Source organism: Micromonospora sp. LOL_014 (assembly GCF_048060245.1).
In the GTDB taxonomy this organism is placed as follows: Bacteria; Actinomycetota; Actinomycetes; order Mycobacteriales; family Micromonosporaceae; genus Micromonospora_E.
In genome coordinates this window covers 1-21,795 of sequence record NZ_JBHMIP010000002.1, presented here as the reverse complement: position 1 = coordinate 21,795, position 21,795 = coordinate 1, and the positions used below count along the sequence as shown (strand labels likewise).

At 70.6% G+C, this 21,795-nt stretch carries 21 protein-coding genes; 12 read left to right on the top strand and 9 right to left on the bottom strand.

The genetic code is table 11. The annotated features are described in order from the left end of the window. The 3 genes from cutA to ACFHW1_RS01795 all read left to right on the top strand — a co-directional run bounded on the left by cutA (position 1) and on the right by ACFHW1_RS01795 (position 5,202). On the top strand, positions 1-321 hold the full coding sequence (gene cutA / locus ACFHW1_RS01805) for a divalent-cation tolerance protein CutA (protein WP_123605207.1): 321 nt from the start codon (positions 1-3) through the stop codon (positions 319-321). A gap of 129 nt (positions 322-450) precedes the next feature. After that, positions 451-3,948, top strand: a complete 3,498-nt coding sequence (locus tag ACFHW1_RS01800; RefSeq protein ID WP_416552342.1) for an SCO7613 C-terminal domain-containing membrane protein — start codon at positions 451-453, stop codon at positions 3,946-3,948. Positions 3,949-4,176: 228 nt separating this feature from the next. Beyond that, complete coding sequence (locus ACFHW1_RS01795; protein ID WP_416552343.1) at positions 4,177-5,202, top strand: fatty acid desaturase family protein; 1,026 nt, start codon at positions 4,177-4,179, stop codon at positions 5,200-5,202. 238 nt (positions 5,203-5,440) lie between these two features. Here the strand turns inward: ACFHW1_RS01795 and ACFHW1_RS01790 are convergent, their stop codons facing one another. After that, on the bottom strand, positions 5,441-6,217 hold the full coding sequence (locus ACFHW1_RS01790; protein WP_416552344.1) for a hypothetical protein: 777 nt from the start codon (positions 6,215-6,217) through the stop codon (positions 5,441-5,443). A gap of 244 nt (positions 6,218-6,461) precedes the next feature. After that, positions 6,462-7,286, bottom strand: coding sequence for a hypothetical protein (locus ACFHW1_RS01785; RefSeq protein ID WP_416552345.1), 825 nt, complete (start codon positions 7,284-7,286; stop codon positions 6,462-6,464). Between the two features lie 99 nt (positions 7,287-7,385). Here ACFHW1_RS01785 and ACFHW1_RS01780 point away from each other — a divergent pair, with 99 nt between their 5' ends. Both ACFHW1_RS01780 and ACFHW1_RS01775 read left to right on the top strand, forming a co-directional pair. Then, the gene (locus tag ACFHW1_RS01780; protein WP_278167350.1) at positions 7,386-7,679 is read left to right on the top strand and encodes a 4a-hydroxytetrahydrobiopterin dehydratase; all 294 of its coding nucleotides are present in this window, start codon (positions 7,386-7,388) and stop codon (positions 7,677-7,679) included. 75 nt (positions 7,680-7,754) lie between these two features. Beyond that, entirely contained in the window at positions 7,755-8,870 is a 1,116-nt protein-coding gene (locus tag ACFHW1_RS01775) for an FHA domain-containing protein (protein ID WP_416552346.1), read from the top strand. Between the two features lie 128 nt (positions 8,871-8,998). On the opposite strand, the gene ACFHW1_RS01770 is transcribed toward ACFHW1_RS01775, so the two are convergent. Beyond that, positions 8,999-9,286 (bottom strand): hypothetical protein, encoded by a 288-nt coding sequence (locus ACFHW1_RS01770; protein ID WP_416614679.1) that lies wholly within the window; start codon positions 9,284-9,286, stop codon positions 8,999-9,001. Next, on the bottom strand, positions 9,276-9,755 hold the full coding sequence (locus ACFHW1_RS01765; protein ID WP_416552348.1) for a hypothetical protein: 480 nt from the start codon (positions 9,753-9,755) through the stop codon (positions 9,276-9,278). Before ACFHW1_RS01765 ends, ACFHW1_RS01770 begins: the two co-directional genes overlap by 11 nt. A gap of 49 nt (positions 9,756-9,804) precedes the next feature. On the opposite strand from ACFHW1_RS01765, the gene ACFHW1_RS01760 reads away from it, so the two are divergent. The 4 genes from ACFHW1_RS01760 to ACFHW1_RS01745 all read left to right on the top strand — a co-directional run bounded on the left by ACFHW1_RS01760 (position 9,805) and on the right by ACFHW1_RS01745 (position 11,855). Next, on the top strand, positions 9,805-10,578 hold the full coding sequence (locus tag ACFHW1_RS01760) for a helix-turn-helix domain-containing protein (RefSeq protein ID WP_416567580.1): 774 nt from the start codon (positions 9,805-9,807) through the stop codon (positions 10,576-10,578). Next, complete coding sequence (locus ACFHW1_RS01755) at positions 10,565-10,759, top strand: DUF397 domain-containing protein (protein WP_123605197.1); 195 nt, start codon at positions 10,565-10,567, stop codon at positions 10,757-10,759. Before ACFHW1_RS01760 ends, ACFHW1_RS01755 begins: the two co-directional genes overlap by 14 nt. Positions 10,760-11,121: 362 nt before the next feature. After that, the gene (locus ACFHW1_RS01750; protein ID WP_289207543.1) at positions 11,122-11,316 is read left to right on the top strand and encodes a DUF397 domain-containing protein; all 195 of its coding nucleotides are present in this window, start codon (positions 11,122-11,124) and stop codon (positions 11,314-11,316) included. A gap of 14 nt (positions 11,317-11,330) precedes the next feature. Beyond that, entirely contained in the window at positions 11,331-11,855 is a 525-nt protein-coding gene (locus ACFHW1_RS01745) for a GNAT family N-acetyltransferase (protein ID WP_416552350.1), read from the top strand. A 960-nt stretch (positions 11,856-12,815) separates the two neighbouring features. Here ACFHW1_RS01745 and ACFHW1_RS01740 read toward each other — a convergent pair. From ACFHW1_RS01740 to ACFHW1_RS01730, 3 genes are all read right to left on the bottom strand, one after another. Further along, positions 12,816-13,781 (bottom strand): hypothetical protein, encoded by a 966-nt coding sequence (locus ACFHW1_RS01740; RefSeq protein WP_416552351.1) that lies wholly within the window; start codon positions 13,779-13,781, stop codon positions 12,816-12,818. Positions 13,782-13,864: 83 nt separating this feature from the next. Next, the gene (locus ACFHW1_RS01735) at positions 13,865-14,365 is read right to left on the bottom strand and encodes a SigE family RNA polymerase sigma factor (protein ID WP_416552352.1); all 501 of its coding nucleotides are present in this window, start codon (positions 14,363-14,365) and stop codon (positions 13,865-13,867) included. 340 nt (positions 14,366-14,705) lie between these two features. After that, positions 14,706-15,209 carry an SRPBCC domain-containing protein gene (locus ACFHW1_RS01730; protein ID WP_416552353.1) on the bottom strand — a complete coding sequence of 168 codons (504 nt, stop codon included), beginning with the start codon at positions 15,207-15,209 and terminating at the stop codon, positions 14,706-14,708. A gap of 47 nt (positions 15,210-15,256) precedes the next feature. Here ACFHW1_RS01730 and ACFHW1_RS01725 point away from each other — a divergent pair, with 47 nt between their 5' ends. Next, a complete protein-coding gene (locus ACFHW1_RS01725; protein WP_416552354.1) occupies positions 15,257-18,568 on the top strand; it encodes an SNF2-related protein in 3,312 nt (1,103 codons plus the stop codon). A 240-nt stretch (positions 18,569-18,808) separates the two neighbouring features. Here ACFHW1_RS01725 and ACFHW1_RS01720 read toward each other — a convergent pair whose 3' ends face one another. Continuing rightward, the gene (locus ACFHW1_RS01720) at positions 18,809-19,114 is read right to left on the bottom strand and encodes a hypothetical protein (RefSeq protein WP_416552355.1); all 306 of its coding nucleotides are present in this window, start codon (positions 19,112-19,114) and stop codon (positions 18,809-18,811) included. Between the two features lie 413 nt (positions 19,115-19,527). Then, on the bottom strand, positions 19,528-20,163 hold the full coding sequence (locus ACFHW1_RS01715) for a helix-turn-helix domain-containing protein (protein WP_416552356.1): 636 nt from the start codon (positions 20,161-20,163) through the stop codon (positions 19,528-19,530). 124 nt (positions 20,164-20,287) lie between these two features. Between ACFHW1_RS01715 and ACFHW1_RS01710 the strand changes: the two genes are divergently transcribed. Together ACFHW1_RS01710 and ACFHW1_RS01705 are read left to right on the top strand one after the other, a co-directional pair. Next, a complete protein-coding gene (locus tag ACFHW1_RS01710) occupies positions 20,288-20,587 on the top strand; it encodes a SelT/SelW/SelH family protein (protein WP_416552357.1) in 300 nt (99 codons plus the stop codon). A gap of 103 nt (positions 20,588-20,690) precedes the next feature. Continuing rightward, positions 20,691-21,491, top strand: a complete 801-nt coding sequence (locus tag ACFHW1_RS01705) for an NPP1 family protein (protein ID WP_416552358.1) — start codon at positions 20,691-20,693, stop codon at positions 21,489-21,491. Positions 21,492-21,795: the final 304 nt, after the last annotated feature.

Here is a 21,795-nt window from a genome sequence, read left to right as displayed (position 1 = left end):
GTGGATCAAATCTCCGTTGTGACGACGGTGGTGGATGCCCGTTCGGTCGCCGAGGTGCTTGCCGCTTCTGCGGTTGCCGGCCGGTTCGCCGCCTGCGCCCAGATCGGTGGTCCGGTGGCCAGCACCTACTGGTGGGAAGGCCGGGTGGAGACCACAAAGGAGTGGTCTGTGCAGTTCAAGACCGCCACCGACCGTAGCGACCCACTGGTCACCTATCTGCGCACCGCGCACCCCTACGACGTACCCGAGATCCTGGTCGCCGTCATCGAAGCCGGCAATCCCGATTACGCCCGGTGGGTGTACGACCACACCCGTCCCTGAGTCGTTCCTCAGCTCAGTCGTCCATTCGTGGTCGGCTGGTCCTGAACCGTCCGTACCCGAGTCGTCCGCTCGGTCGGACTGAGTACCCGCACTCTGTCGGTCACCCGGCCGGGCGACGACGATGCGGTTGTGAGCAGTACCGCGACAGCCCACTACCCGTGCCCAGCCTGCGGCACGCCGGCGAGCCTCGCCGCCGGCTGCCCGGGCTGCGGCCGAGGGCCCGACCCGGTCGCCGCCGAGGTGATCCGGCTCGACGGCGAGATAGCCGGGCTGGCCGCCCGCGTCGAACAGGCCAGGTCCGCGTGGGCCACGCTGAGTGGGCAGTTGCACGCCGCGCAGGTCCGCCGGCAGCAGTTGGCGGTCCGGCTGCAGGCAGCGGTACGGGCGACGACCGTCCAACCGGCCCGGCCAGCCGTCGCGCCGGCCGGTGCGACGGCAGCCCCACCAGCCGGCGGCCCGTCACCACGGCCGGAGACCTCCATCCGTACCGTGCAGACCATTCTCTTCGTCCTCGGTGGACTTCTGCTCGGCACCGCCGCGATCGTCTTCACCGCGGTCGCCTGGGCCAGCGTCGGCGTCGGTGGCCGGGCCGCGATCCTGGCCGGCGTCACCGCCGTACTGCTCGCCCTGCCGCCGCTGGCCACCTGGCGCGGCCTGCGCGGCACTGCCGAGACGTTCGCCGCGCTCGGGTTGCTGCTGGTGTTGCTCGACGGCTACGCCGCTCGCTCCGTCGACCTGTTCGGCGCCGCCGACCTGCCCGCCGCCCGGTACGCCGCCGCCGCGTTCGCCGTCACCGGCCTGGTCGCCGCCGGCTACCACCTGACCACCGGCCTGGCCGCGGCTCGCTTCGCTGCCCTGCTCGCCGCGCAACCCGTGCTGCCGCTGCTCGCCGCCGACCTGCGCGCCGACGCCGCCGGCACCACCCTGTTGCTGCTCGGCACCGCCCTGGGCACCCTGGCGATGATCGCGCTCACCCCGCCGGCCCGGTTGGCGCTGCGGATCACCGGCTGGGTGGCCGTCGGCGTGGCGTTGACCGCCGCCGGGATCACCGCCCTGGCCGCCGTCATCCTCGGCCACCCGTCCGGCGCCCCCGCCCTGGCCGGGTCGCCGCTACTGGCGGTTGCCGCCGTGCTGGTCGTCGCCGGCCGGCTCACCGGCGTACCGGCGCTGCAGGCGATCAGCCTGGCCGGACTGGCACCGGCGGTCACCATCTCCGTCATCCGGGCTGGCACCGAACCGGCACCGTCGCTGACTCTGGCCATCGCCGCCAGCACCGCCGTCGGGCTCGCCCTCGCCGGCCGCTACCTGCGCGGCCGGCTGCCGGCGGTGGTCCGCACCGGGCCATGGGCGGGTGCGCTGCTGGTGACCGGGCTGCTCGGGACCGGCATGCTGCTCGCCGCGCTGGTCGTCGGGGTCGCCGGCATTGCGGCGGCCCGCCCGCTGTGGCGGGCCGGCACCGGCCCGGTCGACGCGCCCGGCGACTGGCAGTTGCCGTTCGCCGTCGTCGCGGTCACCGGCGCGCTGATCCTGCTGCTGCCCCGGGTGCTCCGGCCGGTGCTGCTCACCGTCGGTGCCGCCACCGGCCTGCTGACCGTACCGGCGGCGATCCCGGTGCCGTGGTGGGCGGTCGCCGCGAGCGGCCTGGCCGGTGGGGCGGTAGCGGCGGTACGGGCCGCCCGGTCCCGGCATGCCGTCGTCGCGTTGCCCAGCGCGGCCGTCGCCGCCCTGATGACCGGCCACGCGCTGCTGGTCAGCGCCGGCCGACCGGCAGTCGCCACGGCCGCCGTCGCGGTCGTCATCGGCACCGCGCTCGCCGTCGCCGCCGTCGCCCGCCGCGCCGTGCGGCGACCCGAAGCCTGCTGGTGGCAGGCCCCGATCGGCGGCCTCGGCGTCGCCGTCGCGGTGGCCGGCTGGCCCGCCCTCGTCGCGCTCGCCGTCCACACCTTCGACACGTCGGCGGGCTGGCCGGCCCGCGCCGCAGCGGCCGCCGCCATCGGGCTGCCGGTCGCGCTGGTCGCGGTCCGCCGCTGGTGGCCCGGATACCTCTGGTACGCCGGGGCGGCGCTGCCGGTCACCGTCGTCGCCACCCTCGTCGCTCCGGCCGTCGGGGCCGTGCCGTACGTGCCGGGGGAGTCCACCGGCGGGTACGCCGCCGCGGCGGCACTGCTGCTGGCTGTCGCCGCGACCCTCGTCCCCCGTGGCGTACTGCGGCTGCTGCTGACCGGCGTGGCCGCGGCGCTGGTGCTGCCGGCGGCGGTCAGCACCCTGCCGGTGCTGGCGTCGCTGCTGCTCACCCCGTACCGCTGGCTGGACGCCAGCTGGGCCGGCGTACCGGCCGGGACCGGACTCAGCCCGGCGCTGCCGGCCTCGGTCCCCGCCGCCGAGGCGGTCACCCTGGCCGTGCTCGCAGCCGCCGTCACCGTGGCCGTCGTGGCCGGTTACCGGGCGCGGTACGCGATGCCGGCCGGCGGCCCGGTCGCCTTCGTAGCCCTGCTGGCCGCCCTGGCCAGCGCCGGGACGCCGTGGCCGGTGGTGCCGGCACTCAGCCTCGCCGCCGGACTCGTCGGGCTGGTGGTCGCCGCCCGGTCCACCGCCGCGCCGCAGGTGGCGGTCACCCTGCTGGTCGGTGCCCCACTGGCCGGGTCCGGGTTGGCCGGTCTACTGCCCACCCGGGTCAGCACCCTGACCGCGCTGGCCGCCGTGGTGGCGTGCGCCGCCGGAATCGGCGCGGTGGGTCGCCGTACCCCGGTGCGGGTGGCTGGCGGGATCGTCGCTGTGGTCGCCGGCGGTGTCCTCGCCGCGACCGCCGTGTGCGCCGCTGACCTGCCGGTCCGGGTCGGCGGGTACGCGGTGCTCGCCGTCGCCGCGCTGGCCCTGGTCGTCGGCGCGGTGCTGGCCCTCCGGTCGGCCACCGGGGGCGGACGGGGGCGGGCCGAGTCGATCGGCGTCGAAGTAGCCGGGCACGCCGTCGCCGGTGCGGCCCTGCTGATGACGGTCGGCTCGGCCCGGTACGCCGCCGGGGTATGCACCCTGTGGGGCGTCGTGCTGGGTGCCCGGGTACTGCTGGCAACCGTCCACCCGGTGCCGCTGCGGCCAGGCGGACGGCAGGCGGTGCCGCACCGGCCGTGGGCGCTGGCCATGACGGCCCTGGCCAGCGAGATCATCGCCTGGTGGCTGCTGCTGGCCAGCGAGCAGGTGGCGCTGACCGAGGCGTACACGCTGCCGGTGGCCCTGGCCGCGCTCGGCGTCGGCTGGCTGACCCTGCGCGCCCACCCGCAGCGGTCCAGCTGGCTCGGGTACGCCCCCGGGCTGGCCGCCGCCCTGCTGCCCAGCCTCGGCTCGGTGCTGGTCGCCGACGGTCAGCCGGTGCGCCGGCTGCTGCTCGGGGCCGGGGCGGTGGCGGCGGTGCTGCTCGGTGCGGCGTACCGCCGGCAGGCCCCAGTCATGATCGGCGGTGCGGTGCTGGCGGTCCTCGCGGTGCGGGAGCTCGTCGCCGTCTGGGACCTGCTGCCCCGGTGGAGCTTCCTGGCCGTCGGCGGCCTGGCGTTGATCACTCTGGCGGTCACCTACGAGCGCCGTCGCCGGGATCTGCGCAGATTGCGTACTGTTGTCGGCCGGATGACCTGACCGGGAGGGGGCTAGCGTCACCCGGGTTCCGGGGGCAGACAGGATTACCCCGTGCGGCGGATCCCCGCAGACTGAAAACGCCGCTGGCCCGGCCATCCCCGGCACCGCCAGTACCCCGACACGACCACCCGGGCACGGCCGCCCTGGCGCACGGCCACTACCCAGACACCCGCCACCCCCCCCGAATCGCCGGCCCCGACGGGCCGGGAGAGCCACGGAAGGTATTCGATGACTGCTGCCGCACCCACCCGTACCAGTCCCCAGCCGCGGGGCAGCGACTATGCCGACCTGTCGCGGCGGGTGAGTCAGGTCGGGCTGCTGGACCGCCGACCAGCCTGGTACGCCGCCCGGATCGTGCTGACCGTCGGGGCCTACCTGGCCGGCTGGGCGGTACTGCTGGCCGGCGGGGACAGTTGGTGGCAGCTGCTGACCGCCGTCGGGTTGGCGGTCGCCGCCACCCAGGTGGCGTTCCTCGGCCACGACGCCGGACACCGGCAGATGTTCCGCACCCGTCGGGCCAGCGAGACCGCCGGTTTGCTGCTCGGCAATCTCGGGGTCGGGCTCGGCTACGGCTGGTGGATGGACAAGCACACCCGGCACCACGCCAACCCGAACCACGTAGACGACGACCCGGACGTCGGAGCGGGTGCGCTGGTCTGGACCGAGGAGCAGGCAGCCGCGACTCGGGGCTTCGGCCGCTGGTTGGCCCGCCGGCAGGCGTACCTGTTCTTCCCGCTCCTGCTGCTCGAAGGCCTGTCCCTGCGGGTGGCCAGCATCCAAGCGGTGATCAACGGCCCGGTGAAGCGGCGCGCCGTGGAGGGGGCGCTGCTGGCGGTGCACACCGCCGCGTACCTCGGGATCGTCTTCGCGGTGCTGTCGCCGCTGCGGGCGGTGGCCTTCATCGCGCTGCACCAGGCGCTGTGGGGTCTCTACATGGGGTGCGCGTTCGCGCCGAACCACAAGGGTATGCCGATGTTCGGCCCGGACGACGACCTGGACTTCCTGCGCAAGCAGGTGCTGACCTCCCGAAACGTGCGCGGTGGCTGGTCCGTCGACCTGCTGCTCGGTGGGCTCAACTATCAGATCGAGCACCACCTGTTCCCCAGCATGCCGCGGCCGCACCTGCGGTACGCCCAACCGATCGTGCGCGGCTACTGCCAGGAACGCGACCTGCCGTACACCGAGGCCGGGTTGCTCGACTCGTACGCCGAGGCGCTGCGCCACCTGCACTCCGTCGGCCGTCCGCTGCGTTGAGTCGGCCGGCTGCCGCGGCTGATCCACCCGGTTCCGCTCCCCGCCGTACCCATGATCAGTTGATGAAAATTCGGTCTGCTGCCGGCGTGTCGCCCAGCTCAGCGTCAAGGGATCATGATGACCGCTGGGTGGCAAGTGCGGGGCCACCTCAGTGGGCGGCCCCGCACCGTCGGTCGGCCTAGCGCTGCCTGCCGGTCGGCCTAGCGCTGCCTGCCGGTCGGACTGCTCCGCCTGCCGGTCAGGCGTCGAACAGGTCCAGCATGTCGTCCGACATGTCGATGATCTCGCCGTCCGGCTTCTCCACGGTCACCGGCTCGCCGAAGTTGGCGTACCCGATGGTGATGGTGCCGGAGGTGGGCGACACGCTCTCCAGGTCGATGACCATTTCGACCAGCCGGCCCTCGGCGTCGAGGGCCGCGGTGAACGGCACCGCCTTGGCGGCGTCACCCAGATCGGCGAGCATCTCCTCGTCGGCGCTCGGCGACTGGGTCATGTCGATCGAGCCGGCGATCTCGGTTTCGGTGGACCACTCGGCCTCGGCGACGCTGCCGATCATCTCGGCCGGGTCACCGGTCGGCATCATGCTGAAGCCGGCACCGGCAGGAAGCTTCGAGGTGTCCGACTTCATCCACACGTCGGCGAGCTCGTCCATGTCCGTGCCGCCGAGCTGCATGTAGATGTCGGTGCCGAGCTGGCGAAGAACGATCTTCACCGTGTCGCCGTCGGCACCCATGTTGATCTCGATGTTCGCCTTGTCACCGGCGGGGTCGACGTCGCCGACGACCTCCATCAGGGCGCCGTCGGCCTCGGTGCCCAGGCTCATGGTGAGCCGTGCACTCTCCTCGGTGCTCTTAGCGGTGGCGGTGGCGATCGCCTCCGTGGCGTCACCCCGGCTGTCGGCGGCACCGGCCTCGGCGCTGCTGTCGGTCGCGGGTGCGTCGGTGTCAGCCGTGCCGCCGCAGCCGGAGACCGCGAGCGAGAGCGCGGCGACGACGCCGATTCCGGCGTGCGTCATCCGTCGAATGTGCATGAAAGTGTTCCGTCCCCTCGTGAATGATTGCCGGCGGGAGCACGCCACGATGGTGGCGCCTTAGACGTCGCCGTACCACTGCGGTTCGGCGCCCGCCGGCTGGTGCCGCGTCAGCCTACCGGTCGGCTCCGGTCCGGGGTGGACCGCTGCCGATCGGTGCGCGGTCCGGTGCCGACAGATGCGGCGCGGTGCCGACAGGTGCGGTCCGGTGCCGATCGGGTCAATCGAGTCAATCGGCGAGGGCGGCGACCATCGCCTCCGGCATCGGCACGATCTCGCCGTAGGTGGGGGCCTCGATGGTCTCGGCCCGGCCGAAGTTACCGAGGCGCAGCCAGATCGTCGGCATTTCGGGCATCTGCTGCTCGTCGCCGAGGGACAGGTCGACGAGCCGGCGCTCGCGGTCGAGGGCGGCGGTGAACGGTACGGCGCGGATCATGTCACCCAGCTCACCGAGTTCGCCGAGTTCATCGAGTTCGGGCAGGGCCACAGAGGACCATTCGGTCAGGTCGACGGTGCCGGCGATCACGTTGTCCCCGGTCCACTCGGCTGCGGTGACGCCGCCGATCAGACCGGCCGCGCCGATCAGATCGCCCTTGGCCATCGTGTCGAAGGTGCCCCCGGGCGGGAGGTTCGCCCGATCGGTGTGGAACCAGACCCCGGCCCGCTCTCCGCTGCCGCTCATGAGGTAGAAGTCTTTCTCCAGCAGGATCATGGTGATCATCACCGTGGATCCGTCCTCCGGAAAGTAGGACTCGACCTTGATCCGTTGGTTCTCCGGGTCGATCTCGGCGTGCGCCTCGGTCGTCTCGCCGGACCGGCTGGACATGACGAACCGCACCCTGGCGGGCTGCTCCTGGGCCTTGCCGATCGCGGCGGCCAGCGCCTGCGTGGCGTCGCCGTGGTCGTCAGCCCGGTCGTCGGCGGAGGTGGCCGAGGCTGTGGCCGTCGGGTCCGGGTCGGTGGCGGGGCCCGACCGGCCGCACCCGGTGACGGCGAGGGCGAGGGAAACAACAAGCCCGCCGACAATTGCAGCGGTCTGCCTCGTTTGTGGCATTGATGCCTTCCCAAACAGGAATGACTGATGAGGGGGTCAACCTACTCGCCGCGACCCGCGTGCCGATCAGTTGGGCGGGACAGACGGTAAGGTCACCGCATGGCAGAGGTGCTGGACACCGCACAGGTGCAGGCCGCGCTCGCGGAGCTGACGGACTGGGTAGGCGACCCCGAGGCGATCGCCCGTACCGTCTCGTTGGCGACCTTTCCCGACGCGGTCGCCGTGGTGACCCGGGTGGCGATCACCGCCGAGGAGATGGACCACCACCCGGACATCGACATCCGGTGGCGGACCCTGACCTTCCGGTGCCGCACCCACTCGGCCGGCGGCACCACCGCCCTGGACATCGAGCTGGCCCGCCGGATCGACGAGATCGTCGCGGCGCAGGGCTGACGGGGGAGCGGACACGGTGACATTCCCAGACCGGGAGAGGTACGCGGTGGGATTCCTGACCGGGGGAGGTACGCGGTGAGATTCGAGGTCAGCAAGGTGCTCGACGCGATCGAGCGCCGACTCAGCACCGACCCGGCGACCGCACGCGCCGTCGTGGACCTGGCCGAGGTCGTCCGGTACGTCGACTTCGACAACGGTCGGCCGGCCAACATGCTGCGCCTCGGGCAGCTGATCGACGCCCTCGGCCGCAGCGTCGCCGAGGAGAACGTTCCGGTGTACGTGGTCGTGCACCGAGGCATGCTCTCCGACGCCGACCTGACCTCCAACGAGCGGATGGTCGCCCGCCGGTGGTCCGACGACGGCCTGGTGGAGGTGCTCGCCGACCCCGCCGACCGGCTGCTGGAGGTCGCCGAACTGCTCGGCCTGCCGGTGCTCAGCCGCCACCGGTTCGACGGCATGCGCGGGCGTTACCAGTGGCTCAACCAGCCTGGCCGGCTGCTCGCCCCGCTGCCCGGCCACGGCGGCCCGGCGCTGACCGCCCGCGCCGGTGGCGGCAACACACCGGCGACCGCCGAGCCGTCGCCTGCCGGTGCGCAACTGCTGGCCCGGCTGTGGAGCTGCCCGGACCCGGAGTGCGCGTTGTTCGGCCGGATGCGGGTCGGCCGCCCCGGCGGGCAGCCGCCGCCGACGCTGCGTACCGGCCAGCCGACCTGCCCCCGGCACGGGGAACGGCTCACCGAGACGGGTGCCCGCCCGCCGGCCGAGGTGCTGTCGATCCGGATCGACGGCATGGTCCGGCAGCGGTTCGTCGTCTCCGCCGACCACCCGATGGTGGTCGGCCGGGCACCCGAGCGCGGCGAAGGCATCATGCTCGGCCAGTGGCTCACCGAGGAGGCGCGGCGCTGGATCAGCCGCAGCCACGTCCGGTTCGAGCTGCACGGCAGGGACCTCGTCGTGCAGGACGTCAGCACCAACGGCACCGGCGTACGGCCGGGGGGTTCGCCCGACGACGACGAACGCCGCACCATCAAACGCCAGGCCCGGCCGTTGCAGGCCACCGACGTCGTCGAGCTCTACCCGGGGGTGCACATCGCCCGGTCGAAGGTCTGGGCCACCGGTGGCGTGTCGAACCCGACGTCGGTGATGGCCGACGCGCCGACCATGGCGCTGCGAATGATGGACCGCCCCTGACCCTTGACCCGCGTTTCCTTCAGCCCCGCAACACCTGCTCGGCCGGCCAACCCGCCACGATGAGCCAGGCGCACAGGCGGCTCGCGGTCACCGCGTGCGCGGAGTCGGGCGGTACGGCCGGTGTGCGCTCAGTGCTCATGAGGCCGATTGTCGTAGGTCTCGCCGTTGACCGGGCGCGGGCGCTCGACGACACCGGGGCGGGTCAGCGCGCTCTTGTAGACCGCGATCGCCACCATCCGGCCGTCCCGGCCACCGGCGACGACGGTGCCGATGAGCCCGACGACCTGCGACTGCTCCTGGTCGAGCCCGTAGCGGATGTCGGCGACCCGGACGATCATCGACCGGTCGGCGTACACCCAGTCGGCCTTGCCCAGGCGCAGCGTGTCGCCGACGCGGAGCAGTTCGTCACGCGACATCGTCACCATCCCCATTCCCATCGGCTTCGTCGTCGGGGGTCACCGGAGGCCACAGGCCGGCGAAATAGAGTACGGCCATCACCCGTCGGGCCTTTCCCGGATCGTGCCGGCGCAGCACCGCGAGCGCCTTCGTGAACGGCTCGCAGAGCGCGGCGGAATTGCACACCCGGCATTCGGCGAGTCGGCTCGGCAGATGCGTGCTGACGATCTCCCGCGCCCGCCGTACCACCGGATGATCAACTGACAGGTGGACGCTGTCCGGCAGTGGCGGTCGGTTCGGCGTCGAATCATGATCCTTTTCTCCGCCGGGCGGCGTGCCGATCGAGGTGTAGCGGGCGAGGCGGGGTGTGCCGCCGATCCCGTCGTTGCGTACCACGTGATCTCCCTTGCCGTCGTCGAAGCGCCTGTGGCGATTTCTACCCTGGACTGTGCGACCTCGACACGGAATACTCAGTTCACCGATTGCCATGCGTCAGTCATTCCAGCGCGTACCAGTGGATTCCAATGGAGGCCAGGAGATGAGTGAACTTCAGGATCTGTTGCGCAGTGAGCGCCTCAAGCGCAACCTGACCCAGGCCCAGGTGGGTGAGGCCATCCGGGTCAGCAATTCCCTCATCGGCGCGTTCGAGACCGGCAAGTCGATCCCACTGCCGGACACCGCCGTCGACCTCGACCGCATCTACGAGACCGGCGACCAGATCCAGCGGCTGTCCCGGACCGCCCGGGAGGACGCGCAGGCCCTGTGGCTGCGCTCCTGGCTGGAGAGTGAGCGCCGGGCGCTGGTGCTGCGCTCGTTCCAGCCGCTGGTGATCCCGGGGCTGCTGCAGACCGAGGCGTACGCCCGCGCCGTCCTCACCGCCGGGCCGCGCACCCGGCGGCGGCTTGACGAGGCGCTCGCCGTTCGACTGGAACGCCAGTCGGCCACGCTGGACCGCGGCGAGGACATCCAGTTCACCGCGATCATCGCCGAGGCGGTGCTGCGCCTGACCGGCGCGTTCATGAAGGACCAGTTGGAGCACCTGGTCGACATCGGTCACCGCCCGGATGTGCAGATCCGGGTGCTCCCCGCCGATGTCGGCATGCACCCCGGGATCGCGGGCGCGTTCGTCATCGCCTGCCTCCCCAACGACCGACGGGCCTGCTACCTGGATGACCAGCTGAGCGGCCGGATCGTCACCGAGGCTCAGGACGTGGTCGACCTGGAACAGACGTGGGATGCTGTGTCGGGACTGGCACTCACCGTCAGCCAGAGCCGTGACCTGATGCTAAGGATGATCGATGAACACGAGTGAGCCGATCTGGCGCAAGTCCAGCCGCAGCAGCTCCAACGGCGGCGACTGCGTGGAGGTCGCCGACAACCTGCCGGGCCGGGTGCTGGTGCGCGATTCCAAGGACCGGGCCGGTGGCACCCTGGCCTTCGCGCCGGCCGCCTGGTCCGCCTTCGTCGCCCACACCCCGTCCGCCGTACGCTGACCCACCCCCAACGCCGCCCCACCCAGCCCTCTGGGCATGTGCACTCAGCCGACCGGCCTCGCCCCCGTCCCACCAGCCGGGGCGAGGCCGGCCGCGCGAGCCGCGCCGCCCGGATCGCGCTACGCCGACCAGCGCCCGTACCTTGCCAATCCTCGTGGGCTGGCCAGCATGTACGAGACAGTGCTCCGCGAAGCGACGACGGCAGATGATCTCGTTCGATGGCTCGACGGCCCGACACTCGTCCGGCTCTGGCCCACCCAGGTCGTGCCTCCGCAGGTACGGTGGCTGTGGGAGTCCAAACACCAGGCACTCGTTCACACCCGGCGTGGATCCGGGCCGCGACCTGATCGTGAGGATAATCGATGAACACGAGTGAGCCGATCTGGCGCAAGTCGAGCCGCAGCAGTCCGAACGGCGGCGACTGCGTGGAGGTCGCCGACAACCTGCCGGGCCGGGTGCTGGTGCGCGATTCGAAGGACCGGGCCGGTGGCACGTTGGCCTTCGCGCCGGCCGCCTGGTCCGCCTTCGTTGCCCACACCCCGTCAGCCGTACGCTGACCACCGGGGCCGGCATGCGCCCGCCGGAGCTTCCGTCGACGCCGGTCGGCCTGACGCCGGTCGACCGGTCGCACCGTGCGGTGCTCGGCAACCTGGGGCAGCTGTACCGGTACGACCTTGCCGAGGCGTACCGTCACCTGCCGAACGCGGACGGCACCTACAACAATCGCCGTCTCGACCGCTTTCTGGCCGGCGCGGATCCGGACACTCGGGCGTGGCTGATCACAGTGGCGGGAAAGCTTGGCGGATTCGTCATGGCGGGCCGGGCGGATGAGATTGCCTCGATCAACGATTTCTTCGTGGTCCGGCCGTTGCGGCGGACCGGCGTGGGACGTGTGGCCGCTGGTCAGGCCATCGCCGAATGGCCGGGCCGGTGGCGGATCGCCTTCCAGGCGTACAACCCAGGAGCGCAGCCGTTCTGGCAGCGGGTGGCGACCGACGCGGTCGGACCGCACTGGCACCGGTCCGAGGTGGCGTCGGTGCCGGGCGCACCTGCGGATATCTGCCTCAGCTTCGATACGTCACCAACGACCGGGTGATGTTCGATCATGGTCGATCACCCCGTACGCTCGAAGCTACAGTATGAGCAGTGCTGCAGGGAGGCCGACGGTGAGGATGGATGGCGAACCTCGCGGTCGGAGTGATCGCGGACACCAGCGTCGAAATGATCGGCGTGATCGTCCGCACGGGGGATCGACGTTCTGAGCAGCTGGTAGGGGTGTGAGGGCTGCCGCCGATTGCCGGTCGAGTCAGCGCGGCCGTTCAGCTTAGCCGGGCGGTGATGTCTCCTGTCGCGCTACGGGCGATGACGGAAGTGATATCGGGCCAATGGAAACCGCCCTGACCGGCGGTTGGTAGCCAGACTGCGTACACGCCGACGTGACGCTGGTCAGCTGTCGAGAAGGCGACAACCGGTGCGGTTGCGGTCGTACCAAACACAGTGACATCGACAGTCGCGGCAGGTCCTCTGACCGTTCCGACAAAAAGTCGTAGTTCCGGATCGTCGGGATTGACCGGGCCTAGGTGGGGCAGGGGTTTGGACGGCAGTGTCGGCGGCCCTGGGACGAGAAGGGCAGCGGGCGCCGGCATGCAAGAGACAAGGTCGCCGGTCGGCCGGCTGGTTCTGATGCTGGCTACACATAGCGAGTCGTTGGTGGACAGCCAGGCGAGGGTCGTCCACTCCCGGCCTTGCTGGTCGAGCTGGGCCGGCTTCTCAGTAACTGGTGGGTACTTACGTAGCCACTCCTCTTGGACGCTGGCGGCGTTGGCTGGTGCAACCGGGTCGGAGTGCCGCTGCGCGCATGATGCCAAACCGATGGTGGCTGCGACGGTCAGCGCAGCAACGGCGGCTCGGGCGCTGAACTGTCGGCTCGGCGATAGCGTGTGTAGCCGCGTCATGTCGGCATTCTCCCATCTTCGACGGCTACTCGCATGTCCCGACGCAGGGACGACCAGAGGGGGTGGGGCAAATGGCGGCCCCACCCCCTCGCTCTCGTCGGTCAGCAGAAGCAGCGGTATGACCAGCCGATCTGGTATACGTAGACGCCACTGAGGCCGTTCGGCACGCGCAGGGTGGTGGCGTTGGCCGCGTACCGCGTGTCACTGGAGCCGCCGGCGCTGCCGCCCTGCCAGTCGGAGGTATGGCTCCACTGGTTCTTCGTCACCGCCCACCTGTCATCACACAGAGGGACGCCGAACTCCAGCCCGACGATCTGAGTCAGGCTGATTGTGAAGGTGTTGCAGTTGTTGCCGGTCAGGCTGCCCGGCGGGGACCACTCGACGAGCTCGCCTTCAAAGAGGTTGTAGAAGCTCCGCGTGTAGCCCGAACTCAGCTCCTTGCCGCCACCGAGTACGCCGGTGCCCCATCCGCTGGCCAGGGTGGATTCCGTCGAGTAGAAGTTGTTGGGGTCGGAGTCCTCCGTGACGTACCGCGAGAAGCAGCCGTCCCAGTTGTAGTCGGGGTCCGGGTCGACGTCGTCGCTGTAGACGCACCCCGACGACCAGATCGGCGGGTTTTCGAGCATTCGCGCACGTAGCTTGTTGGAGATCTGCTGAGCCTCGGCGGCACTGAAGCCCGCCGCGACGGCGTCCGCGTAGACGCTGCGTCCGGCTTCGGCGTATTTTTGCGCGTCGGCCATAGTCGGTTCACCGGATTCTGGCAGGATGACCCGGACCTCCTGGTTGATCACGCGTGCCTCGCCAGTCGCGCCGGCTTCCCCGGTGGGCACCTGGCCTTTAAAGATCACCCGGGATTCGGCAGGCGCGACGACGGTTATGCCGTCCTCGAATCGTTGCCGGACGACGGAACCATCGTAAATCATCTCTGACGAGATCAGTGCGGGGTTCCAGGAAGACAGAGCCGTTCCCGTCGGGGTGGCGTTGGCTGGGGCGGACGTGTTCGCGGTGAGCGCGGCACCGGCCAGCAGGCTTGCGGTGACGATTGCAAGTGTGCGACGTAACCTCATCGACTGATTCCTTCCCGTGCAACTCTCGATGGGTGTCGATGCGTACACGTACCGGTGCCCGACGGATGCTGCATGGGTTGCGGTCAGGTTTGGAGATCTCTCCGCAACGCCGCGAGGGCCCGCACCGTCTGGCTGGTCACCGTTCCCGTCGCGCACCCGAGCGCGTGTGCCGTCTGTGTGACGCTGAGGTCGTGGAAGAAACGCAGCGCCAGGACTGCGCGTTGACGCGGCCCCAGTCGTCGCAGCGCGGGTGACAGGTATACGCGGTCGTCGACGGCGGTGTGCGGTGTGGGTGCCAGCGCGATATCCGTTGTCGTGATCGACGTCGTTGCGCTCTCGTGTCGCCAGCGCGGCCGACGGCGTTCTGTGAGGAAGTTGCGGACCACGATACGGCGAGCGTAGGCGCCGAGCGCTGTCCGCCGGTCCAACCGGTTCCAGTGTTGATACATCTTGAACAGCGCTATCTGGACAAGGTCCTCCGCTTCGTGCCAGTCGCCGCAGATGTCGTAAGCCTCCTTTCGTAGCCAATGTCGTATCAAACGGACAAATCGCTCGAACTCCACCTCATCTGCGTCGTGTGCCATCGACAGCCCCGCCTCCCCGATGATCGCGGCTATGCAGCGCAAGGGGCCCGGCTGTGCGTGTACGCCTAAGGCGTCCCTGAACTGCTCAGGTAGTCAAATATACTGATGAGTGTTGATATGTGAAAGTTATTATCTTATATGTCATCTTTCGGTCATAGCTATTACGATCGGCGACCAGTTGGGCTAGGCGGGGCACTCGAAGGACATGCGGGCAGCGCGGCCGTTAGGACCCTCGGGCTACCAGACGCCCAACAGGGCCACCCGGCGGCCAGCAACCGGCTTGGTCGACCTGTGCGTCGCTCAGTGCAGTACGGAACAGCCGCAGCGGAGCCGGCGCAGGCTACCGTTCGACGTACGTGGCGAGGTTCGCCAGCGAGGAGGCGAGGCCGGCGGCGTGGTCCGCCTCGCTGATGCCGGCCGGTACGTCGTCGGCGCGGATGTCCACCCGGGTGCCGCCGTCGACCGTCGACACCTCCCAGGTCATCGTCATCGTGCCGGCGTACGCGGGATCGTCGGCGACGAAGTCGACGGCCTGCACGACCCGTACGCCGGGGACGAGGTCGACGAAGCGGGACTCGACGATGTCGGTGTCGGCGGTGGCCTTGCCCGGCGCGGTCGTCGCGTCGGCGTAGGTCAGGACCAGCCGGTACCCGCCGCCGGGTCGGGCGTCGAACCGCTCGAACCGGCCGGTCATCCCCTGCGGCGGCAGCCACGCGGCGAGCGCGTCCGGGTCGACCAGAGCTGCGTAGACGCGCGCGACCGGGGCGGCGACCACCCCGGCTGCCGAATCGGTACGGGTCGACGATGCGTCACTGGGACGGGCGTTCGATCGTTGCGCTGACACCCGGCTAACCTACGTCGCGACGCGGCCTGATCGGGAGACGACGAACAGTGGCGAAGCTGGAACTTACCGTCGAAGAGGCGGCGTTGTGTGAGATCGTCGGCGTACGGGCGTTCCTGCGCGCCCGTGCCCAACTCGCGGACGGCGAACTGACCGACGCCCGGTGGGATGCGACGACCGGGCACGCCCAGGGCCGACTGGACCCTAGGCGCGGCGGCACCGTGACGGCCGCGGTCACCACCGACCCCGACGGGCTCGTCGCCACCGTCGACGGGGCCTGCTCCTGCGGCGAGAGGGCCTGCGGCCACCCGTACGCGCTGGTGCTGCGGGCCGTCGTCGGAGCGTCGCCGACGGTCCCGCAGCAGCGGCGGGCGCCGGATGCGCCAACAGTGGACTGGGAGAAGAGCCTGTCGGCGCTGGTCTCCGACGTCGCCCCGGTCGTCACCGCCGCGCCGCCCCAGGCCACCGTCGGCCTGCAGTTCGAGCTGGTCAAACCGGCCGCGGCCGGCGTCGGCGCGCTCGCCGGCCGCGTCGCACTGCGTCCGGTCCTACCCGGCCAGAACGGCTGGGTCCGCTCCGGCATCAGCTGGTCGAACGTGCAGTACGCCGGGCACGGCAGATCGCCGGAATCCAAACGGCACCGCCAGTTGCTCGGCGAGATCCTCACGCTGTCGACGGTGGACAGCGACCGCTACGGCTACTACAGCCACCCGACGACGATCTTCCTGGAGGCGTTCGCGAGCCGGCGGATCTGGGACCTGCTGGCCGAGGCCGACGACGCCGGGCTGCCGCTGGTCCAACCCGGCAAGTACGGCCGGCCGGTGGTCGTCGGCCGGCAGCCGGCACGACTGTCGGTGCAGGTCGACCGCACCGACGACGAGTTGATCGTGCAGCCGGTGCTGCTGGCCGACGGCGTACCCGTAGCCGCCGAGTTCTCCGTCTTCGTCGGCCGACCGGCGCACGGGATCGCCTGGTGGGCCGAGCGCGGCGGCGTCGAGCCGCAGCCCCGGGACCGGGTGCTGCGGCTGGCACGGCTGTCCGGCGCGGTCTCCCCGGCGGCGGCGAAGTCCTTGGCCGGTCCCGCGATCCGCGTCCCCGCTGCCGACGAGGCGCGGTTCTTCGAACGGTTCTACCCGGAGCTGCTCAAACAGGTCGAGGTCGTCGCCGCCGGCCCGGCGGTGCACCTGCCACCGGTGTCGCCGCCCACGCTCACCCTCGCCGTGACCCCGATGCCGGAACAGGCGCTGTCGATCCACTGGCAGTGGGTCCGCGCGATCGGCGCGCACCGGCAGACCGAGCCGCTGTGGGCCACCGGTCCGCGCGGGCACGCCGACTCACGCGGGCACGCCGACTCACGCGACGCCGTCGTCGGCCAGGTCACCGAGGTGACGGCCAAAGCGGTCCCGGAGGCGATCGAGTCGACTCCGAACGGCCCGCGACTCGTCGCCCTGACCACGCTCCGCGGCGACGCCATGATCCGGTTCCTCAGCGAGGTCCTGCCCCGGCTCGCCGACATCGACGGCGTCGAGGTGGTCGAGTCGGCGGAGGAGCCCGTACCGGACTACCGGGAAGCGGACGAGGCGCCGGTCATCCGGTTCGCCGGCACCGACCATCCCGGCGAACACGACTGGTTCGACCTGTCAGTGCAGGTCAGCGTCGGCGGCGAACAGGTCGTCTTCGATCAGCTGTTCACCGCGCTGGCCCAGGACCGGCAGTACCTCATCCTGCCCAGCGGCACGTACTTCAGCCTCGACCGCCCCGAGTTCGCCCAGCTCCGCGAGCTGATCGACGAATCGCGGGCACTGGAGGACCGGCCACCGGGCCTGCTGCGGGTCGGCCGCTTCCAGGCCGGTCTCTGGGCCGAACTGGCTGAGCTGGGGGAGATCACCGGCCAGGCCGCCGCCTGGCAGCGCGCGGTCCGCGAGCTGGCCACCGCCGGCGCCGCCGTCGACCACCAGGTGCCCCCGCAGGTACGGGCGGAGCTGCGCCCGTACCAGCTTGACGGGTTTCGGTGGCTCGCCGCCCTGCGGGAGCACCAGCTCGGCGGCATCCTCGCCGATGACATGGGTCTCGGCAAGACCCTGCAGGCGCTGGCCCTGATCCGGCACGCCCACGCCGACGTGCCGTTCCTCGTCGTCGCCCCCGCCAGCGTCATCCACAACTGGGTCGCCGAGGCCGCGCGGTTCACCCCGGATCTGACCGTACGGGCGGTCACCCAGACCGCGGCACGGCGTGGCATGGAACTCGCCGGGGCGGCCGCCGGGGCGGACATCGTCGTCACCTCGTACACGCTGCTGCGGCTGGAGTTCGACGACTACCAGGCGCTCGACTGGGCGGGGCTGATCCTCGACGAGGCACAGTTCGTCAAGAACCACCAGTCGCAGAGCCACCGCTGCGCCAAGCAGCTCACTGCGCCGTTCAAGCTGGCCATCACCGGTACGCCGATGGAGAACAACCTGCTCGAACTCTGGGCGCTCTGCTCGATCACCGCCCCCGGGTTGTTTCCCCGGCTGGATCGGTTCATCGACTACTATCGTACGCCGATCGAGAAGGACCGCGACGGTGACCGGCTCGCCCAGCTGCGCCGCCGCATCCGGCCGCTGATGTTGCGTCGTCGCAAGGCCGACGTCGCCGCCGACCTGCCGGAAAAGCAGGAACAGGTATTGGAGCTCGACCTCGACCGTAAGCATCGCCGGATTTACCAGGCCTATCTGCAACGGGAACGGCAGAAGGTCCTCGGCCTGCTCGGGGACCTGGAGAAGAACCGGTTCGAGATCTTCCGGTCGTTGACGTTGCTGCGCCAGGCCAGCCTCGACGTCGCCCTGGTCGACCCGAGACACCAGGGTGTCCCATCGACCAAACTGGACGTGCTGGCCGACCAGATCACCAACCTGGTCGCCGAAGGCCACCGTACGCTGGTGTTCAGTCAGTTCACGCGCTTTCTCGGCGCGGCGCGTGACCGGCTCGTCGCCGCCGGCGTCCGGTGCGGCTACCTCGACGGGTCGACGACCAACCGGGCCGCCGTGATCGCCGAGTTCAAACGCGGCGACGCCGACGTCTTCCTGATCAGCCTCAAGGCGGGCGGCTTCGGTCTCAACCTGACCGAGGCCGACTACTGCATCCTGCTCGACCCGTGGTGGAACCCGGCGACCGAGGCCCAGGCCGTCGACCGCGTCCACCGGATCGGCCAGACGTCGAACGTCATGGTCTACCGGATGGTCGCCAAGGACACCATCGAGGAGAAGGTCATGGCGTTGAAGCAGCGCAAGGCCGAGCTGTTCAGCAGTGTGCTCGACGGGGGCGAGTTCGCCTCCGCGCAGCTGTCCGCCGCCGACATCAAAGACCTGCTCGACCTTGACTGAGCCGATCTGGCACCGGGGACCGGATCGGGTCGGCGTACGCGGCGGCCGGCCTCAGGTGAGCAGCGGCAGCGCCCGGTCGCGGACGTCGACGTAGCGTTCGTGCACCTGTGGGGTGGCGGCGGTGACCTCGTCTGCCTCGACCGGCCACTGTGGTGACCCGGCAGTGTCGAGCCCGACGGTTGGCCGAGGTCGACCTTGCGCCCATCGACGGATCGGCCCAATGGTGATCTCCTGCGGCGGTCAAAGGTACGTGACGCCGGTGAGCCGGGCCGCCGCCGCCCACATCCGGCGGCCGTTGCCCGGATCCCGGGCCTGATCGCTGGCCCGCACCTCGGCGACCGGGCCACGGGTCTCCCGGAACCCGCGCGGGCCGAACGCGGCGACGCTCAACCAGATCATCCGGCGGGAGGCGTCCGTCCCGTACCGGTCGGTGTCCCGCGCCGCACCGAGGTCCGGGTGACGACGGTGCCGCAAGGCGAGCAGGACGACGCCGCCGGCGACGGCGTACACCAGGGCGGACGGCGGCGTAGGTGAGCCGGAATCCACCGGCGGTGAGCAGCAGCGACGCCAGCGGCGGGTTGGCCACCCAGGCGACGGAGAACGGCGTAAGGAAGGTGCTCATCGCCATCGCTATTCGCGCGGACCCGGCCAGCGCCTCCCGGGCGTAGGCGAACATCTGCGGGACCATCACCTGCGCCGACGCGGTCAAGGTGACCGTGATGAGCAGAAAGACCGGGAAGTCCGTACGACCGAGGTGAGCGCACTGGATGAACACCCGGCCGACCACGGTGGCGGTCACCACCGCCGAGACCGGGGCGGCGACCAGGCACAGCGCGATCTGTCCGGCGCTGGCCCGGACCGCGTCGTCGAGGAACAGGGTCAGGTCGGCGCGGCCATCGCGGTCGACAGACCGACGGCGACGCAGACGGAGCCGAGCATGGCCCAGACACGTACGCGGTTCAGGGCCTGCCACCCTCCCTGGCTCGTTCCCCGGCCCGCTCCCGCTCCCGCGCTCGCTCCCGGGGGCGGGCGCGCAGGTGGGCGCGTTCGCCCTGTTGGCCGAAGAGGCTGAGGAACTCGACCGGCTCATCACCGACAGCGCCGAACCAGTGGGGCACCCTGGTATCGAACTCCGCCGCCTCGCCGGGGGAGAGGATCAGATCGTGCTCACCGAGCAGGACACGCAGTCGCCCGTCGAGGACGTACAGCCATTCGTAGCCTTCGTGGGTTTTCAGCTCAGGCTCGCGGCGTGGGCTGAGTGCTGGGATGATCAGCTTGTACGCCTGGATGCCGCCGGCCCGCTGGCTGAGCGGAAGGACGGTCATCCCGAAGCGGCTGACCGGCCGCAGGTGGATGCGCGGGTCGCCGGTCGGTGGCGCGTCGACCAGTTCGTCCAGGCTGACCCCGTGGGCGCGGGCGAGGGGCAGCAGCAGTTCCAGGGTGGGCCGGCGAGCGCCGGATTCCAGCCGGGACAGGGTACTCACCGAGATGCCGGTGGCAGCCGACAGCTCCGCGAGGGTCGTCTCGCGCTGTTTGCGCAGCGCCCGCAGCCGGGGGCCGACCGAGTCGAGGGCATGGTCGAGGTCGTCGTCCATGCCACCCAGCTTGCCAGACCGGCAAAGGCGTTTGCCGGTACGGTGGCCTAGTCGACGGTGCCGTGCCGGACATGCCGGGCAGTGGCCTTGTCGACCCAGTGCCCGGCGCAGGCATACTCGGTTGGTGACCAACACCAAACAGCCACGGTTGGAGATCGAGTACTGCACGCAGTGCCGCTGGATGCTGCGCGCCGCGTGGACGGCTCAGGAGCTGCTCACCACATTCGCGCTGCGGCTCGGTGAGGTGGCGCTGGTGCCGGGCACCGGCGGCGTGTTCGAGGTCCGGCTGGACGGCGAGACGATCTGGTCGCGGGGGGAGAGCGGCTTCCCGGGGATCCCCGAGCTGAAAAGACTGGTACGGGACCGTATCGCGCCCGATCTCAGCCTCGGCCACACCGACCGGGCCCTGCCGCACGGGCTCTGATCCACTGCTCGGCTGTGCACCGTACGGCCACCGGTAGTCAACTCCTTGGATATCGACGTTGACCACAATAAGCTGGTCACTTCGGTCACCCAGGGAGGCCGCCTTGCGTCGATCCGCCAGCCCGAACCGTACGCCGACCCGCAGCCGGAACTGGATCGCGGCCGCAGCGCTGTCCACTGTGCTGGTCGTCGCTTCAGCCACGGCCGCGCGGGCCGCGAACCTGCCCAACCTGCCCCAGTCCGCCGGCGGCTATGAGCTGATGTTCTCCCCGGCCTACGACTACGACGGCGACGGGTGCTACCCGGTCGCGGCGATCGCCCCCGACGGCACCCTCAACGGCGGACTGAACACCAGCGGTGCGGTCAACGGCAACTGCCGTGACCAGTCCGATCTCGACCGGACTCAGACGTACGCCAGGTCGAAGTGCAACAACGGCTGGTGCGCCATCGTGTACGCGAGTTACTTTGAGAAGGACCAGGTTCTGCCGGGCTGCTGCGGTCACCGGCACGACTGGGAGCACGTCGTCTCCTGGGTGAACCAAACGTCGGACCGGGTCGACTACGTGTCCCGTACGGTGCACGGTGAGGTGCAAACCTATCCGCGGTCCTCGGTGCGTTTCGACGGCACGCACCCAAAGGTCGTTTACCACAAGGAAGGTGCCTTCGGCTCGCACAACTTCCGGCTGGCGAGCAGCAACGACGACCCGCCGGAGAACCACTATGGCACCTGGCGGTACCCGCCGGTCGTCGACTGGAACGGCTGGCCCAGCACGGCGCTGCGGGACCGGTTGATGACGGCCGACTTCGGCTCCGCCAGCATTAAGATCACCGATCAGGACGACCGGTTCCGTAACCTGCTCAACCGCTCGAAACCGGCAGATATCCCCTTCGACCCGTGGGCCTGACCCATGATGGCTGCACTGGCCAACCAGAGCCTAGGCCAACACCAGCCCTCAGCCGGCTGCCCGACGGCTCTGGTGCGACCCGGTCTCTCCCGCCGCGTCGCCAGTGGGCTCATCGAGGTGACGCTGCGCGTCGAGCGTGGGTGGCCCTGAGGTCCAGGTCGGCGCGGAATGATCCGGCGGGCGGGGTCGTTGTGCATGGTCGCGCCACGCAATCCGGCCTGCGGCAGCCCGGCTCAGGCCGCCGGCCACCAGGCCCAGGCCCGTAGCCGGTAGGCACCGGCCGGGCGGCCCGGCGGGTGGGCCC